General features: G+C 41.6%; 14 protein-coding genes and 1 pseudogene. 9 read left to right on the top strand and 6 right to left on the bottom strand.

What is annotated here, in order from left to right; all coding sequences use genetic code 11:
• Positions 1 to 81: 81 nt before the first annotated feature.
• From RMX98_RS30325 to RMX98_RS30305, 5 genes are all read left to right on the top strand, one after another.
• Entirely contained in the window at positions 82 to 1,182 is a 1,101-nt protein-coding gene (locus RMX98_RS30325; protein WP_322677870.1) for a response regulator, read from the top strand.
• Positions 1,183 to 1,506: 324 nt separating this feature from the next.
• Positions 1,507 to 2,127: a DUF3859 domain-containing protein gene (locus tag RMX98_RS30320; RefSeq protein ID WP_322677871.1), complete on the top strand. Its 621-nt coding sequence runs from the start codon at positions 1,507 to 1,509 to the stop codon at positions 2,125 to 2,127.
• 5 nt (positions 2,128 to 2,132) lie between these two features.
• Complete coding sequence (locus RMX98_RS30315; RefSeq protein WP_322677872.1) at positions 2,133 to 3,977, top strand: asparagine synthetase B family protein; 1,845 nt, start codon at positions 2,133 to 2,135, stop codon at positions 3,975 to 3,977.
• Positions 3,978 to 4,098: 121 nt separating this feature from the next.
• Positions 4,099 to 5,337, top strand: a complete 1,239-nt coding sequence (locus RMX98_RS30310; protein WP_322677873.1) for a decarboxylase — start codon at positions 4,099 to 4,101, stop codon at positions 5,335 to 5,337.
• Between the two features lie 64 nt (positions 5,338 to 5,401).
• Entirely contained in the window at positions 5,402 to 6,667 is a 1,266-nt protein-coding gene (locus tag RMX98_RS30305) for a hypothetical protein (protein WP_322677874.1), read from the top strand.
• 98 nt (positions 6,668 to 6,765) lie between these two features.
• Here RMX98_RS30305 and RMX98_RS30300 read toward each other — a convergent pair.
• Positions 6,766 to 7,113 (bottom strand): annotated as a pseudogene (locus RMX98_RS30300) (DUF4351 domain-containing protein); the annotation flags it as partial.
• 194 nt (positions 7,114 to 7,307) lie between these two features.
• The gene (locus tag RMX98_RS30295; RefSeq protein WP_322677875.1) at positions 7,308 to 7,850 is read right to left on the bottom strand and encodes a hypothetical protein; all 543 of its coding nucleotides are present in this window, start codon (positions 7,848 to 7,850) and stop codon (positions 7,308 to 7,310) included.
• A gap of 365 nt (positions 7,851 to 8,215) precedes the next feature.
• On the opposite strand from RMX98_RS30295, the gene RMX98_RS30290 reads away from it, so the two are divergent.
• Together RMX98_RS30290 and RMX98_RS30285 are read left to right on the top strand one after the other, a co-directional pair.
• Entirely contained in the window at positions 8,216 to 10,204 is a 1,989-nt protein-coding gene (locus tag RMX98_RS30290; protein WP_322677876.1) for a S8 family serine peptidase, read from the top strand.
• 555 nt (positions 10,205 to 10,759) lie between these two features.
• Positions 10,760 to 11,653 (top strand): peptidoglycan-binding protein, encoded by an 894-nt coding sequence (locus RMX98_RS30285; protein ID WP_322677877.1) that lies wholly within the window; start codon positions 10,760 to 10,762, stop codon positions 11,651 to 11,653.
• A gap of 92 nt (positions 11,654 to 11,745) precedes the next feature.
• Here RMX98_RS30285 and hemJ read toward each other — a convergent pair whose 3' ends face one another.
• The 4 genes from hemJ to psbQ form a co-directional block, all read right to left on the bottom strand.
• Complete coding sequence (gene hemJ / locus RMX98_RS30280; RefSeq protein ID WP_322677878.1) at positions 11,746 to 12,327, bottom strand: protoporphyrinogen oxidase HemJ; 582 nt, start codon at positions 12,325 to 12,327, stop codon at positions 11,746 to 11,748.
• A 260-nt stretch (positions 12,328 to 12,587) separates the two neighbouring features.
• The gene (locus RMX98_RS30275) at positions 12,588 to 13,439 is read right to left on the bottom strand and encodes an alpha/beta fold hydrolase (protein ID WP_322677879.1); all 852 of its coding nucleotides are present in this window, start codon (positions 13,437 to 13,439) and stop codon (positions 12,588 to 12,590) included.
• A 99-nt stretch (positions 13,440 to 13,538) separates the two neighbouring features.
• Positions 13,539 to 14,645 (bottom strand): FAD-dependent oxidoreductase, encoded by a 1,107-nt coding sequence (locus RMX98_RS30270; protein WP_322677880.1) that lies wholly within the window; start codon positions 14,643 to 14,645, stop codon positions 13,539 to 13,541.
• A 105-nt stretch (positions 14,646 to 14,750) separates the two neighbouring features.
• A complete protein-coding gene (gene psbQ / locus RMX98_RS30265) occupies positions 14,751 to 15,218 on the bottom strand; it encodes a photosystem II protein PsbQ (RefSeq protein WP_322677881.1) in 468 nt (155 codons plus the stop codon).
• 360 nt (positions 15,219 to 15,578) lie between these two features.
• Here psbQ and RMX98_RS30260 point away from each other — a divergent pair, with 360 nt between their 5' ends.
• The gene (locus RMX98_RS30260; protein WP_322677882.1) at positions 15,579 to 16,007 is read left to right on the top strand and encodes a hypothetical protein; all 429 of its coding nucleotides are present in this window, start codon (positions 15,579 to 15,581) and stop codon (positions 16,005 to 16,007) included.
• Between the two features lie 210 nt (positions 16,008 to 16,217).
• Complete coding sequence (locus tag RMX98_RS30255; protein ID WP_322677883.1) at positions 16,218 to 17,393, top strand: hypothetical protein; 1,176 nt, start codon at positions 16,218 to 16,220, stop codon at positions 17,391 to 17,393.
• The last annotated feature ends 157 nt before the right edge of the window (positions 17,394 to 17,550 follow it).

Raw genomic sequence — 17,550 nt, 5'->3', positions numbered from 1 at the left:
TATTACTTATAATCGATAATTTATGTAGAATATGTTATCAGTAGGTTGATAGTTGACAATTTTTTTAGACCTTTAAGAAGTATGGAATTAAGCCAATCAGCCAAGGGAGATATTCTCATAGTTGATGACACCTTGGATAATCTTCGTCTCCTATCAGCAATGCTTACCGAGCAAGGATACGAAGTGAGAAGTGTCACCAATGGTTCTATGGCGTTGATTGGCATACAGGCTCAACCTCCAGATTTAATTTTGCTCGATATTAATATGCCGGGAATGAATGGCTATGAGGTATGTGAGCGTCTCAAGTCTAATCCCCAAACACAAGAGATTCCCGTCATTTTCATTAGTGCTTTGAATGAGGTATTTGATAAAGTGAAAGCCTTTTCGGTTGGAGGCGTTGATTTTATTAACAAACCTTATCAGATTGAGGAGGTGCTTGCTCGGATGGAGCATCAACTTAAACTTTGCCGCTTACAACTGCAACTCCAGGAGCAAAATCGTCGGTTGCAGGAGACAGAAGCAGAACTGAGGCGATCGCTCGACTATCAGAAGGCGCTGAATCAACGTATTGAGGAAATGGTGGCGTTTGAAGAACGCAATCGGATTGCGCGTGATATTCATGACTCTTTAGGACATTCTCTCGTAGCGCTGAATGTGCAAATGGAAACAGCACTAACACTTTGGGAAGTTGATCCCAATCGAGCGCGATCATTTTTATTAGAAGCGAAAAAATTGGGTTCCGAAGCTTTGCAAGAGGTGCGGGAATCAGTTTCGGCAATTCGCTCAGATCCCCTGCACGGACAATTACTCGAAGGTGCGATCGCCAACCTTGCAGAGGACTTCTATCACCTCACCGATGTCTTACCATACTGCAAGATTGATTTATCACAACCGCTTTCCGATTCAGTAAATCATGTTGTGTATCGGATTATCCAGGAAGGGCTAACCAATATTTATAAACACGCCAATGCCACAGCTGTTCAAATTAGAATTCAAACAACGGCGGCAGGGCTATCGTTGATACTCCAAGATAACGGTAAAGGCTTTCAATCCGATCAAGCCGTGGCAGGATACGGACTCCAAGGAATGCGAGAACGAACGGCTACAGTAAACGCCCAGCTAGAAATTGTCAGTAAACCGGGCGCTGGTTGTCGAATTGTTGCGAATTTTCCCAGGGAATAGCAAGAGACACGATTAATCACGTCTGTAATAGGGCATCAATGAGAGAGTAGGGAAGCAACAGAGAGCAAGAGTATCTTAAAAAGAATCCGAAAAGCAACAACTTAATTTTGTAGCTTATGATGTACCTACAAAAGTGAGATGTCTAATATTAGGACTCGTATTTGATTGCGTAAAAAAATTACGTACAACTCGAAAAGACTGATTGCCTATTGCCCATAGCCCATAGCCTATTGCTATTCCCTATTCCCTATTGCCTATTGCCTATTCCCTATTCCCTATTCCCTATTCCCTATTCCCTATTGCCCATATAACAGGAGTTAAGCTATGACGCAGCGACTGACTCAAGAGCAATTATCACAAATAGTCACAGAAGTAGAAAATCTGCAAGTGCGTCGGGATGCCGAACTAGACCAACAGCAGATTAGAGAAATTTTACAGGAGTTGAATTTACCGCCTGAGTTACTAGATGAAGCACTGATTCAATTAAATCGTCGCCAAGCACTAGAGCTACAGCAACGCCGGAATCGATGGATTACCTTTGGAGTCGTAGCAGTTGTAGTGGTAGTCATTGCATCTACAATATTTTTCATGCAACAGCAGAATTCTGTACTTTCCCGTGTTTCTGCTCAACAAGACCGCATCACCTTGGTAGAAAATAGTAGCGACGTAAAGACAATTTCCCGCCAAACCAATCCAGAAGTGTTGTATCGTGTCACCTTAAAGAATGCACCCTTGGGCAAAAAGCTGGCTCTCTCCTGTAATTGGATTGACCCAAGCGGTCAAATTGTCAAGCAAAATAACTATCAAACCCGCGAGATTAATACGTCTGTTTGGGATACTCAATGTCGCAACATTATAAACTCGACTGCAACTGTCGGTAATTGGAAGGTACAAATGTTCCTGGAAGGTCGGCAGATTAGCGATGAAACTTTTGAAGTTAAATAGTCCAGATGGGTAATAATATCCCGCATAACTTTCTTGGCTATTGGGGTTACGGCATTCAAAACGAGTTAGAAGCGCTGTTAACTAGTGTCGTGGAAAACCTCTCTCCAAACCTCTCACCTACAAGAGGAGAGGCTTTGAATTTTCCCCCTTCCCTGGTAGAGAAGGAGGTTAGGGGGTTAGGTCTGAAAAGTCAGTTTTCTGTACAGGAAGATTATTCTCCTCCCATCTGGAATGTTGTTCATTTAGCAATTCATGGAAATTCCCCACCGCCACAAAATCAAATTGCTGCCATCTCCGCATCAGGATTATTGAGTTCACCCGATGCTTGGGTAAGTCTTCAGGAAAACAACTGTCTAATTTTGGGAAGAGAACCTTTCGGAAAAGTGCCTTTGTATTGGACTGTGCAAGGACAAGTAGTCTGGTTTGCATCCCAACTGCAACTACTTTTACCTATTTTGAAACAGTCAGAAGTTAGCATTTCTGGCTTATATGGCTATAGCTGTTTTTCCTACGTTCCGACACCCTTGACTCCTGTTAATAGAGTGTTTGCAGTGACGGCGGGAACTGAATTAGTATGGCAGAGCGATCGCCAATCAGGTAAGCTGCGATCGCCTGAATCTAAAAAAATCCACTCTTGGCGGGAAGCACCAGAACAGTTAACAGATGAAGCTACAGCTATTACCGAATTGCAAACTCTCCTGAAAGGCTCCATTGAACGACAGATTACCGATTTAAAAGATGAGCCTGTCGGGGTGTTTCTCTCTGGCGGACTTGATTCTTCGGTGGTAGCGGCGCTGCTGGTACAAGCAGGGGTAAAAGTCCGCGCCTACACTTTAGATTTTTGTGACGCAGGCATTCCAGAATATCCATACTCTGAACAAGTCGCCCAGTTTCTCAAAATTCCGCTAATTAAAGTTGCAGTAACCCCAAGTTTGATCGAGAATGCCTTAATTCCGACTGTACGAGCATTAGATTTGCCCTTTGGTGATGGGGTGTGTGTGCCTTTGTATCTTCTATCTCAGAGGGCGAGTCAGGAAACTCAGGTAATTTTTAATGGTGAAGGTGGAGATCAATTGTTTGCCGGTTGGACAAACAAACCTTTAATTGCCGCAGGTGTTTATCAAGCAGAAAATCCCACCGGAGAGGAAACTTTTATCCAGCAATATCTCCGCACCTTTCACCGTCTTGGGGGATACGAATCTCAAGTTTATCAGCCAGAGGTTTATGCACAGATCCAAAATTTGCATCCTGAAGATTGGCTATTGGCAGCTTTAGATTGCAATGAGTGTCCATCTTTGCTGCATCGCCTCCGCCGTGCCAGTTTGATGCTCAAAGGAGCGCAGAATATCCATCCCCGTGCGACTGCATTGGGGTTTGCTCATGGGTTGTGGGTGCGATCGCCTTTTTGTGATTTACCTTTAGCTGAGTGGACATTTTGCCTATCTGGAGAACTGTGTTTGCAGGGAGCCTGTGAAAAATATATCCTCAAACGGGCTGTAGAAAATTGGCTTCCGCCAGAAATTGTCTGGCGACAAAAGCGGGGTATGGGGGTTCCTTTGACTTCTTGGTGTTTAAATAATTTTTGGCATCAGCTCGGCATCTGGCTCAATCCTGAGATACTTCGCGCCAACAATCACTTTTATCCTCATATTGCGGCACAAATCGTTGAAGGCAAACTAGGAGCAGCTATTCAAGGACGGCGGATTGGTGAAACACTCTGGTTGCTGATTATGTGGCAACTTTGGCGATCGCACATTTTAAATGAAAAACAAAGTAGACAATCTTGGGATCATCCTTTTTGGTTAAATCGTTGGTTATGGAGAAAATACAAAATAATTCGTAATTCGTAATATTTCGGCTGCCCGGTAGTTGAATCTCGACTTCGCTCGATTACCGCGTAGTCGAAACTCAGGGCAAGTCGCTCAATACAAGTTCGTAATTCGTAGTTTACTGTATCAGTATTTTTGGTAAATGGTATCAAATAATTTAACTCAAAATCGTCTTAATCTTCCATTCTCTAAAGAACTTGCCGAGGAGTTACTAAATAACTACGGTTCTCCGCTTTATGTTTATAATGGCGATCGCTTGGGCGAGACTATTGAGCGGATTAGCAAAGCAGTCAGTTATCCCCGCACGCAATTTCGGTTTGCCAGTGTTACTAATGGCAACGTTGCGCTGTTAAAAATTTTTCGCTCCTTTGGATGGGGACTTCACGCCAATACGCCAGGAGATATTTATTTAGGATTGCAAGCTGGTTTCGATCCTAGTGAGATTGTTTATAGTGGCAGTAATTTGAATCAGGCTGAGATGATACAAGTCCTAAATTGGGGAGTTACAACACTCAATCTCGATAGCCTTGCTCAATTACAGTTGTGCTGCGAAGTTTTCCTCAAACGCAGAGAGAAAAATATTCGTCTTGGTTTACGTCTCAATTTGCCGGAAATTACCGGAGATAGCCGCATTGGTGTACGTCCAGAAGAATTTGGTGATGCGATCGCTTTAACTGCTGAGGTGGGATTAAAGCTGAGTGGTTTACACTTCTATCGAGGAACGGGAACTAACGCCACAGCCGCTTTCACCGAGGTGATTGATACGGTAATCGCCACAGCACAACAGTTACCAGATTGGGAATATTTAGATTTTGGTGGTGGTTTTGGCTATCCTTATCACCACAACAAAACAGCCTTTGACTGGGAAATATTTGGGGCTGAGTTAACCGAGAGAATTACTCGTTTAGGACGGGAAATTGATTTGGTGATTGAACCAGGACGAAGTGCGATCGCTGGATGTGCAACTTTGCTTGCTCAAGTTGTCTCTGTAAAATGGCAAGGAGAAAAACAGATTGTTGGAGTTGATACCACCGTTGCTAATCTTTCAGTACCCTCAGTACACGGCGGCTACCGAGAAATCATCACTTGGAAACAAGCAGACAATCTATCCACAACTGATATTTGTGGTAACACCACATATTCACGAGATTATCTGGGGAAAAATTGCCAACTCCCGACACTAGAAATTGGTGATATCGTTGCCATTTTAGATGTCGGTGCTTATGGTTATGCAATGTCGTCTCACTTTTTACACCGTCCCAAACCTGCGGAAGTCTTGCTAGAAAATAGTACACACCGCCTGATTCGTCAGCGAGAAGACTACAGTGTTTTGCTAACAAATCAGATTCTTGATAGTTCCCCTCTTTTTAAGGGAGGTTAGGGGGGATCAAGCCCGATCTCAACCGTATCGACTAACAATTAATAAATAACATTTAGCAATCATTATGAAGTGTATTAACTGCGGAACCGACAATAAACTAAAAGACCGGACAGCTAATCAAGGTCGGTGTGTAAAATGCAATCATCTCTTTGCCTTTGAACCGACCAGTATGAGTAATGTTCAGATTACCGATCCTTTTTTTGCAAAGGCGATCGCTGATATTTCTGCAAATAACACTTTATTTTTTACCCCCAAGCAACTGCTTTATTTTCTAGATAATCGTTTAAAAAAAAGCTCAAAGTCAATTTCACGATTTAGCTGGTTAATTCCTTTTATATTTATTAACTTGGTTACATCAATAACGATTTTTCTACCTCTAGTAGTAAATCTAGCATTTATTATTTTTTTTCATGAAAGTAGTAAGTCAGCTAAGTTCAATATTGTAAGTCGTAAACAGAATGCAAAAAATTTACAAATTATAGGAGGAATAATCATTTTTATCGGAGTTTTACTCAGTCTTCCCTTAAATTCATTCAGATTGTTTGCGTTTTTTGTTGCTATGGGAATGCTACCTATATATTTAGGAACTCGACAGCTAGGGCGAATTCAATTATTAATACAAGACTTTTTAATTTCTGAATCTCAGATTAACGATTGGCTAAATCGCTGGCAGCAAATAAATGGTTCCATTCTCAAAATTCTTCCTTCACCAAAGCAGGAAAATACACCAGCCACGATTAATCCTGACGTAACAGCTTACAGTTTTGATAGATTAGTCGTTTGTGATACTGCTAGTATTGCTCAACTATTAATTGCCAATAATTTTCACTTTGAAAACAACTGTGCAATTCTTAGCATTACTGGATATCCCCAAAGCATTTTTGACACCACAATGCAAATGCTGCGGCGCAATCCCGATTTGAAAGTCTATGCAATACATGATTGCAATCCCCAAGGAATTGGTTTAGTTCATAATTTAAGAACCAATGCTAATTGGTTTCTCAATAGCGAAATTGTGATTATTGATATTGGACTAACGCCACGTCAAATTATCGCTACGAAGCGCGGAATGTTCATTCAATCCTCTCCAGAGTCGGCGCAAGCAGCTAAACAATTGCCTGAAGAAGTACGTCAAAGTTTAGCTGCTGAAGAATTAGCATGGTTAGAATCTGGAAAGTTTGTGGAATTAGAATCTTTTACTCCCCAAAGAATAATTAAAGTTCTGCAAAAGGGTATTGCTGGTAGTCAGAACTTAGAAAGTGATGACAGCAGCTTGCTTTTAGTCGGCGATACAGGAAATGATATGTACGTTGTTCAAAGTTTTGGTTAGTATTCTCCTTTCAGTTGTAAGGGTAATTCATGACTTGCCTCTACACGAATAAAGCGCAATTTCAAATAAAATTTGTTTAATTGATTTACAGACTAGATTTATTCAATTTGTTGGTTGAACCAAGCTTCTAACTCAGCAATTTTTGAGAAGTCTAACAAAGCCTCTCCTAACGCCTCCAATTGTTCAATAGATAATCCTTGAACTTGCTCAAGAGTAGATGAATCAATCTCACCAAAACGGCGATTTAATAGACGTATAATTAGACGTTGTTCACCTTGTTGTACAGCTTGTTCTCGGTCTTGTTGATAAAGTGGTTTTAATCGCATAATTAACTCCCGATCGTCTTCTTCTGAATTTTGATTAACTTGTAAGTTTTGTCGCAAGTTATAAAGTAATTCTAGCGTTGCTCTGCGAAATGGATGATTTGATGGTAGTGCTTCTAATTCATTCTCCCGCCACACGGCTAGAACCTTGCACTTCTCCATAAGGTTTTAGTAATTCTTCCAAAAAATCTTTTGCAAATTGGTCATGGATAAATCTAGTCATTCAATCAAAAAAGATTTAGGCAATAGTGAAGTATGGTACTTAGATTACCGTCAACTTAGAAGTAAGAATATCTCTAATATGTATAATTTGCTATTTATCTTAAACTTCTTTCCCTCAGCATTTGAGGTTCGACATTCTCAACATTAGCGATCGCTTCTAACTGAGAAATTCCTGCGATCGCATCAACAATCTTACCTGATTTAGCACGCAACCAAGCAGTATGAGGCGCATAAGAAAGGCTTTCTGCTACTTCATAACCCGCTCGATTAATTACCTCGCGTTGCGATTTCACATCAACACCTTCAGCAAAGCGGATAAAAACTAGTCCAGTGGGTACTGCTAAAGAACCATTAGATTCTAGTGTATAAATCGGACTCAATATACCCTGTTCTGATTGATTGGGTTCGCCTGAAAAAACTGCAATTGCACCGTCGTTAAGTCGTAAAATTGCTCCTGTTGTCACAGTGCTAGGTTGATTGTAATGTACTGCATAGTACCCAGGTTTACGACTGTAAGATACAGTTGTGCGTAGGCGTAACCCGTCGTAGCCATTGCTACTAACATGAATTTGTTGAGGATACTCAGAAAAATAGTCTTTTTGCAATCTCACTTCAGCAAGCAGGGGTAGAGAGTACACCTGTAGAAAATACTCAACCGGAAAATAAAACATCTTTTTTAAGTTCTAATGATCTTATAGCGTTTTTCGGTGGCATGAAATACATTTTTTTCATCAAGATCCACAGTTATACGCCCCTACCGATAGTGAAGATTCTTAAAACAACCGATTTTGAATCCTCTCTTTTCTGGAAAGACTAATCGAAAGTTTGTATGAACTTAGATAGATTAAATTCTGTATCGTAATACACATATAACACATGAAATCAGAAGCATCAATAAAGTAAACGTAAGCCTACGATGGGTACAGCAAGCTTTAAAAGTAAGGCATAATCCGGTTTGCCAATACCCAATTCCCAATTTTCAAAATATTTAGGAGATTAAACAATGGTTCAGGTTCGCTATGGTGGACAGAACGGCCAACAGTATGAATTTGGTATTAGTAACGAACACGTTGTAGTACGTACCGAAAGCCGCAGCACTCTTGTCGGTGCAAGATCCTTTGAAGTTGCACCTGTATCACCCATAGCTCGTAGTATCCTCAATCAATTTGAGTTAACAACACGGTTTCGACAAGCGGGTGTAGAAATTTTGCAAGCGAAAGTTCCAAATCAGGGTGTTGCTTTGCGCGATCGCGCCCGTGAAATTCTCAACAATGAGTCTGAAGTCCAATTTGCCGGACGTGTTCTAATCGATCCAGTATCCCAACAACCTGTAGTTTACACTGAAAACATTTTTGTTAAATTTGATAGCGAAGAAGAGCCAAGGGTGTGCCAAGAGGTTTTAAGACGTTACAACTTAACAATTAAACGCCAACTTGAATACGCACGAAATGCTTATTTTGTCAGTGCCCCTGCAAATACTGGTATAGCCGTCTTTGATATCGCCGAGAGACTTTTGAATGAGGAATCAGTTGAACTGTGCCATCCTGAACTAGCGCGTGAATCACGCCAGCGTCAGATTTTTCCGCAACAGTGGCACTTAAAGCAAACAACAATTAATGGTAAGATTATCAACGCCCACGCCAACGTTGAGGCAGCTTGGAAGTTGAGCGATGGTACTGGAACAATTATTGCAATTATCGACGACGGTGTGGATCTCGATCATGAAGAGTTCCGTTCTTCTAGCAAGATTGTTGCCCCCCGTGATGTTACACGTAAAACCAACAATCCCAGACCGGGAAATGACAATAACCACGGCACAGCTTGTGCAGGAGTAGCTTGTGCAAATGGTAACTTTGGCGCATCTGGTGTAGCACCGGGTGCAAAGCTCATGCCGATTCGTTTGGCTTCGGCGCTGGGATCGCAAGATGAAGCAGATGCTTTTGTTTGGGCGGCTCAAAATGGTGCTGATGTTATTTCTTGCAGTTGGGGACCAGCAGACGGTACTTGGTTTGAGCCAGACGATCCTGCACACAACCAAAAAGTACCTTTGCCTGATTCCACACGACTTGCTATGGATTTTGCAATCAATAAAGGACGTAATGGCAAGGGCTGTGTAATTTTATTCGCAGCTGGCAATGGTAACGAAAGCGTCGATAACGACGGCTACGCCAGCTACCAGAAGGTGATTGCAGTGGCAGCTTGTAACGACTACGGCACGAGAAGCGCTTACAGTGACTTTGGTAAGGCTGTCTGGTGCGCCTTCCCTAGTAACAATGGTGATAGTTCTCAAACTACTGGAATTTGGACAACCGATCGCTCTGGTGTACTTGGTTATAATTCGGGTAATCGAAATCTTGGTGAGGCTTTAGGTAACTATACGAACGAATTTGGCGGAACTTCCAGTTCCTGCCCAGGTGCAGCAGGTGTAGCAGCCTTGATTCTTGCCAGAAACCCAAATCTGCGTTGGGATGAAGTGCGAGATATTATTAAACGCTCCTGCGATCGCATCGATCCATCTGGAGGTAAATATGATGCTAGTGGTCGCAGCCCCTTCTACGGTTATGGTCGAATCAATGCTCTCAAAGCTGTAGAATTGGCCAAGCCACCGCAAACATCACCCATCAGCAAATTCCAAGCAGTCCAAGATATCCCAATTAACGACTTGCAAACATCAACATTATCGGTGGCGATCGCTAATACCACTCTCCTCAAATCCATCAAAGTTAATGTAGACATCGAGCATACTTATATTGGGGATCTTGTGGTTACTCTCCTTCCCCCAGTGCAAATAGGCGTACTTCCCATAATTCTGCACGATCGCCAAGGCGGAGTTACAGATAATATCAAAACAACTTACGACGAGGTAAACACCCCTAAGCTTGCTGCCTTTAAAGGTAAAAGTCCTCAAGGAACCTGGACTCTTGAAGTTGCAGATAAAGCTAACGGAGATACAGGAAAGATTCGCAGTTTGACCATTGAAATTGGATTTTAAGCCAATAAACCTCTTGCAAAAGTCCCTCCCCACCCAAAGACCGGGGAGGAGGTTCTTTGGATTTAATAAGTAATCAAACAGAGATGATATGAAAGTAATTTTTATTAGGCTGATTAAACAGATACTATATAATCCGTCGGACTCACGTTAAATTAATCTTTTTCGTTTGGGCTTTTATATTGGACAAATTAACTTACATAATACAGCTATTTAATCAAGTAGATTTATGGTAGTTGTGAAAATATAAAAAGTATTTAGTCTCTTGCAAGAGTGCCTATTGCCTCCTACGCAAATAAGTATGGCTACACCAAGCTGCGCGAACAGAAATCAAATCGGATTGCTATATATCTTCTAAATCTTCCAAAAAAAATTAATATATATTCTCAATAAATAGTTTTTTATTCAGTATAACTTCTGTGAATTTTTGTGTGCTGAATCATAAATTAATAGTAAAAAATATGACAGAAAATTTAAGCCAGAAGTATTATTTCAAACAACGTCAATTTTTTAAATGATGTTTATACTTAGAAGTAAGTAAATGAAAGCAGGTGCATAATGAAACTACAAGATTTTTTGGGAAAAGATGAGAAGTGGGGATTTGAGGCGATCGCTGATGATGCAGACTTGTCTCGTCAGATTCAGATATTGTTAATCGGCTTAGGTTTGCTAGAACCTCCAGCCGATGGTAAGTTTGGCCCTGTTTCTGTGATAGCTCTCAAAAAATTTCAAGAATTAACCAAGGCTGAAGAGAGTGGCTTTTTAGCAGCAGACACAGCCAAGAAACTAATTGAAACCAAAATAGACGATCTTCCTAAACCTCCTTTAAAACTAGGTAATGACATCGCTAGTAAGATTGTGAAATATATGCTAGCCAAAGGTTATCAGGTATTTACTAATCCCAAAGAATACAACATTGTTTATGTAGAGGGTATAGATGCAGATTGGACTCTCAACAGTGATACACCCAATGAATTTAACGATCGGCGGATTGTCATTGAAGTAGTAAATGGTGTTCCCAAAATCGTAGACCACTGGGAAGCAACTACAGAACCAGGAAAGTACTACACTTATAATCCGATGAATCCCAAAGGAGCAGCTAGGATTCAGTTTGGACAATACAAAGCTTGGGCTGTTGGTACTCACGGTACAGCAGAGCCTCACGAAGCATTAGTGCAAGTTGGAGATATAACTGTTTGTAGAGATTTCAACAAAGATTTTAAACGGACTGGTGACAAACTTGATATAGGTGATGATTTTTATGTGAATCAACACTACGGCTTTGATTTTCCCCGGAATGATATTCGCCTTGCTAGCGCGGGTTGTTTAGTGGGACGTACTCGTGAGGGACATAGAGAATTTATGGCGATTGTTAAACAAGACCGCCGTTATGTCGCTAATCGCAAATATGTTTTCTACACTACCGTGATTCCTGGGGATGATTTACTGTAAAGTTTCGAGGATGAGGTAATGGTTAGTTGGTAGCATTTGTTGTTGTGATGCAACCTTTAGTAAGGTAGCACAGATGTGCTACCTTAGTTTGTCTAACTTTGTTCTTGTGGTTGCCCTATTTGTGCGGTCAATTTCTCTTTATCTTGCCTGCGTTTTTTGGCGTAAAGTTGAATAGTGACTGCCATCAAAATAATCATGGCGAAAATAGCCCAAGCAGCGATATCTGTAGGTAGATTATTCTTAAACACAGCCAGCAGGACGATCGCTACTAACATAACTGTAGGTGCTTCATTTAAAGCACGTAATTGCTGACCACTCCAGCGACACTCATCTACTGCTAATTTCTTCATCAGCCGAGCGCAGTAATGATGATAGCCAATTAAAATAGCCACAAACAGCAGTTTGATATGCAACCAACCCTCTTTTAAAACGTCCGGTTCAGTGGTTACTAAACCGATGGCCATTGCGATCGTCACAAACATTCCTGGGTTAGTGATGATAGAATAAAGGCGCTTTTCCATAATTTGATACTGATTTTTCAGTATCGTTCGTGCTGGTTCAGGTTCTTCGTTCGCTTCAACGTGATAGATAAAAAGACGTACTAAGTAAAATAAACCAGCAAACCAAACTACAAATCCGACAATATGAAAGGCTTTAAACCATGAATAAGCCATGAATCATAATCTCCTCTACTTGTAATGGTAATAAAAAGTAGTCAGGAGGCAGAATTTTGAATTCAGAATATTCCACCCATTAAAGGATGAGTTTTAACAAGAAAAAACATTTTAATTCTGCCACTCAATTTTCCATTTAGTGGACTACAGTGATAATTTTGCACCCTTTACTAATTGATTCTGACTCCTGAATTCTGAATTCTGACTCCTGAATTTTGACATTCATTTTTATAATATCGATTTTTGCCAAAGCTATATTGTCAATGAGCATCTTTACGACGCACAAAAGGTAAAAGGTCTTCCAAAATCGCCTCGTGGTAATGTTCTTGAGGATAATGTCCGACGTTATTAAGTTTTATTAATTCGGTATTTGGTACGGAATTGGTAAAGGTTTCGGCAATGTCTACAGGTAGCCAAGGGTCAATCATACCCCATTGAATCAGAATTGGTTGTTGCCATTCTTTAAAGCCAGTTTGTATTTCGGTCATAGCTGAATCAAGCTGTAAATTGCGAATACTTGCTAAGAGACTTCGACCAGACGAAGAACTTTTTAAAAATGGTTTTCGATAAACATCCAAATCCTTATCTCCTATGCGATAACGGCTTCCGCCTTCTAGCGTTCGATCGACTAATAAGGGGTCTTGGGTCATGACTTCACCTGCTAAAGGTAAACCCATTTGTTTAATTTTCCAGGGTAATTTTGCAGCAGTTGAAATTGGTGTATTTAAAATAGCTATATTGGCAATTTGTTTTGGATGACGCAACGCATATTGTAATCCTACAGAACCTAAAAATCCTTGGACAACTAAAGAAAAGTGTTCAAGTTCTAACGCTTTAACAAATCCTTCTAAAGCTGTGATAAAAGCATCAGGAGTATAAGCAAAATCTCGTTTTTCTGGTTTGAAAGAATTGCCGTAACCAATCCAATCTGGTGCGATCGCTCTTGTCCCTTGATTCGCCAAAGCAGGTATAATATTACGCCAGCTATAACTTTGTGAAACTAAGCCGTGTAGCAACAACACAGGCGCTAAGTCACTTCTGCCGATTGGTAAAGATTCTCGATAAAACCATTCCAGTGAATCTACATTGATTTTATGTTCTGTTATTGACACGCTATTTTCCTATATTTGTCATTTGTCATTGGTCATTTGTCAGGAATTATTATTCTCCTCTGCTCCTCGGTCACTGAGCGTAGTCGAAGTGCTGCTCCCTCATCCCCCCATTCCCTGAGAGATAATCATCTCACGAATCGCATAAGCTGTAGCGGGTGCTAGTAAAACGCCGTTGCGATAGTGTCCGGTAGCTAGGAGGACGTTACTAAAACCTGGTAATTTACCAATAACTGGGGCTGGACGACCTTCAGGGCGGGGACGTAACCCCGACCAAGTTCGGAGAATGCTTGCTGTGGCTAACTCTGGACAAAATGCGATCGCTTGTTCTCTAACTGATTCCAATAGTTCTTGATTTGGCGGTATCTCATTTCCATTGGTGGGAAATTCCACTGTTGCGCCTACCCAATAATCTCCACTGCCCACAGGAACAATATGCACATCGTTACCCGTTATCGCTGGCTGAAAGTCGGGATTACCTAATGGATGCCCCACACGCATTTGCAATGCTTGCCCTAGCACGGGGCGGATATCAATTATTTGATTTAATTTTGCTGTTAGAGGTGTTGAACCTAATCCTGCTGCGATTACAAACCAATCTGCGGTTATTTTTCCTTCTGTAGTCTCTAGTTGATTGCAAAATTCAGGTGTTGAGGTTGGGGCATCCAAAACAGTCACGCCAAATTTGAAAGTTACACCATTTTGCTGGGCAGCTTCAACTAAAGCTAAGGTGAGGGCAGTTGGATCGAGCTGGCGGTCTTGCGGAGAATAGACAGCACCAGTAATTTTTTCGTTATTAATTTGAGGACAGATATTCTGGAGTTTAGCCGTGTCCCAAATTTCTAAATTCCAGGCTTGAGAGTGGCGAATTTCTACTAGTTTTTCCCATGCTGACATCCCCTCTAGGGAGGAATCAGGCAAAAGCAGGAGAATTCCCTGACGATTAAAAGGGATTTTGCGACCTGTTACAGCTTCTAGTTCAGGAATCAAAGTTTCATAGCGTTGGATGCTAGTTTGCCGCATCTGCCAAGCTTTACCCTTGATTTTTTGACTGATTGCGCCCATCAAAACGCCAAGTGCAGCGCCCGTCGAAGCTTGTGCTGGTAGTTGGCGATCGCAAACTGTAATTTTCAGCCCTTTTACTAGACTCAGTTCGTAAGCGATCGCAGCCCCAACTACGCCACAACCGATAATAACTACATGACTCATTGCTGTTCTGAAGCGAAGATCGAGAGATGCGGGAGATGAGGGAACAGGGGGAGCAATTTTTACCCTCCTTGTTCCCTCATCCCCTTTGCTCATCTTACCTTGCGCTTAACTTGCCTCTGCTTCACTGTTGGTCTTAGGAAGCAGTTGGAGGAAATTGTCAATCTCTGCAAAAGCAGCTTGGGATTGATTCAAGGCAACTAGAGGATTGCCAGCACTAGTAGCTTTATCGAGTTTAACTAGGTCGTTAAACAAATCTCGCGTTATTTGACGTGCTTTGGGTTGGTCTTTGGGTAGAAGGTTGGAAGTGACATAAGTCAGATTCAGCCTTGCTTCTGTTATAGGCCCATGTATAAAGTTACGCACATTGATCCAATCACCTCTTTTAATCAGGGTTGTCAACTCTTGTGAGCGATCGCGCACAGCCTGAATTTCAGGAACATAAGCCTGAATTTTTTCAAGTTGTACTGCTGTGTAAGTCGGAGGTGCCACCGCAACACCAGGGCCACCACAACTAATCAGGAATGTGGCCAATAGTACTAGAAAAAATGAAAAAATCGAGCGTTGACGCACCATATATTGAACTTAATTGCTTTTTGTTTACCGATTCACAGTGTCATTTTAGATCGCTAGCGCAGTTAATCGTTCTTGTCAGCCAAGGATTTTGCAGAAAATCTTGATATTTTTTTTAAAGAGCAGAGTTTCATCTGCTTTTGAGTAATTTTTAAGTACAATTACTTAATAGGTGTTAACCAGTCCCAAGAAGAAGCGATTTTTGGCTTCTATTTAGTAACGAAGATTGTTAGGGAAGTATGATTTAGAGTTGCTAAATCTTAAATGTCTTGATAAGCTGAAACACCAATAATATAAGCCTTCTGGCGGTTTTTCTGTCTTCACATCCTTGAAGATGCCGACGCAATATAGGAGTGTTTTTTAGTGAACGCAGCTGAACAGGCAACGAACCTTGAACTCGCCAGCAACATTGCTACAGTGGTTAATTTGTTCAAATCTGAGTTTCCTGATGCCAAATCCGATCTCAAACCCTGGAAGAATGACCCGGAAACCAGGGAGTTAGTCGATCCAGATTCTATAGATATTGGCTTTCACTTTCCTGGTATTAGCAAATCTTGGCGAAGTCGAAGTATTTTGATTCAAATCCGATTTTATCAAGATCCCATCAATAATTCCCGGCGGGCGATCGGCGTGGAGGTAGCTGGATTCGATCATCGCGGTGAAGCGTGGCGACTTTCTACGGTGGAAAACTGGAGTGTTGTCGGCGTATCTTCGCCTTCTGGTGAAATTGAGGATAAGCTCAAACAAATTTGCCGGCAGATTTTAGAAGTATTTAATAAACAAAGCGAATGAAAGAGGCAGCACTTCGACTACGCTCAGTGACCAATTAGCTCTTTTGGTGGTGGTAGTGGTGGAGGTGGTGAAATGAAAGAGGCAGCACTTCGACTACGATCAGTGACCAGAGACAGGAGGAAACCTCTCCCATGTTCGCGCAGCGTCTCGTAGAGAGCATCTTGCAATTTTTAATTAATAATTTTTAATTTTTAATTGGAGCGAAGCGACTTGACCACTGTAATATTTGTACATGGCACAGGCATTAGGGAACGAGAATACAAGGAAACTTTTCAGATAATTGAGCAAAAGATTCACGCTCAACGTCCTGATATTAAAGTTGCTCCCTGCCTTTGGGGTGTATTAGGTGCAAAATTCAATGATAATCGAGCATCAGTACCCTTGGAAGATGCGACACTAGCTTTATCTCAAGGAGAAGAAGACGCAGAGATTGTACTGTGGGGGCAATTATACCGCGACCCTCTGTATGAGTTGCGGCTGTTGTCTTTGAAACCGATTGAGTCAGGAAATCCCTTTGGGGAAGAACCAGGAGATGTTTTACAATCTCGTGTAGCCAGTCTCACTCCGACATTGGAACTGCAAGCTAAGTTGCAAGAGGCGGGAATTGCAAAGGTATTTGGGCAAGCACGAGAGGCTATTATCCACAGTGAACCATATCAACGGGCATTGCTCACAGTTTCCGAAGCTGATTTGAGTGAGTATTATGCACCAATAGCTAGAGCAGTTGTGGCTCAAGCAATGTTTATTAGCGAACTGCAAGAAAAATTTCCTCCAATACTCACTGATGCCCAATTGCGGGATAAAGTTGTGGAATTGCTGACTCTGGCTTTCGGAGAGGCGGAGTTAGGATTGGGTAGCTGGTTATTAAAGCCACTTGTGGGATTAGCACAGTACGGCGGAACAAATTATGTCAGAGGAAACCGCCTGGAGTTAACTGATAAAATTTCGCCTATGCCTGGTGATATTTTGTTGTATCTGACGCGGGGTGAAAAAATTAGGGAGTTTATCAAGCAACAAATCGAAGAAGCAGAACCGCCAGTAGTTTTAATCGCCCATAGTTTGGGAGGTATCGCTTGTGTAGATTTGCTAGTGCAGCAGCAATTGTCTCAGGTGGAATTATTGGTAACAGTTGGTTCCCAAGCACCATTTTTATATGAGATTAACGCCCTCCACAGCTTAGAATATGGACAGTTATTGCCAGAGCATTTCCCGCAATGGTTGAATATCTACGATTTACGGGATTTTCTCAGTTACGTGGGTAAGAATATTTTCCCTGATAGAGTGCAGGATGTGCGAGTGGATAGCAGACAACCTTTTCCCCGTTCCCACGGTGCTTATTGGACAAATGCTAAAACCTGGGAGGCGATTATTTCGAGGTTGCCATAATGCTTTACTTTTTACGGTATTTAGAAAACCTCTCTTTTACAACGAGAGAGGCTTTAAATTTTCCCCCTTCCCAATTAGGGACAGGACTTACGCAACTGTCACAAGCAATGGCGCGGTGTAGCCGCGCCGCGCGCCAAGCAACTACACGATAAACATG

Origin of the sequence: Nostoc sp. DedQUE02, assembly GCF_034531035.1 — a bacterium.
Classification (GTDB): domain Bacteria; phylum Cyanobacteriota; class Cyanobacteriia; order Cyanobacteriales; family Nostocaceae; genus Nostoc.
The sequence above is the reverse complement of the archived record's forward strand: the minus strand, read 5'-3'. Positions and strand labels throughout refer to the sequence as shown.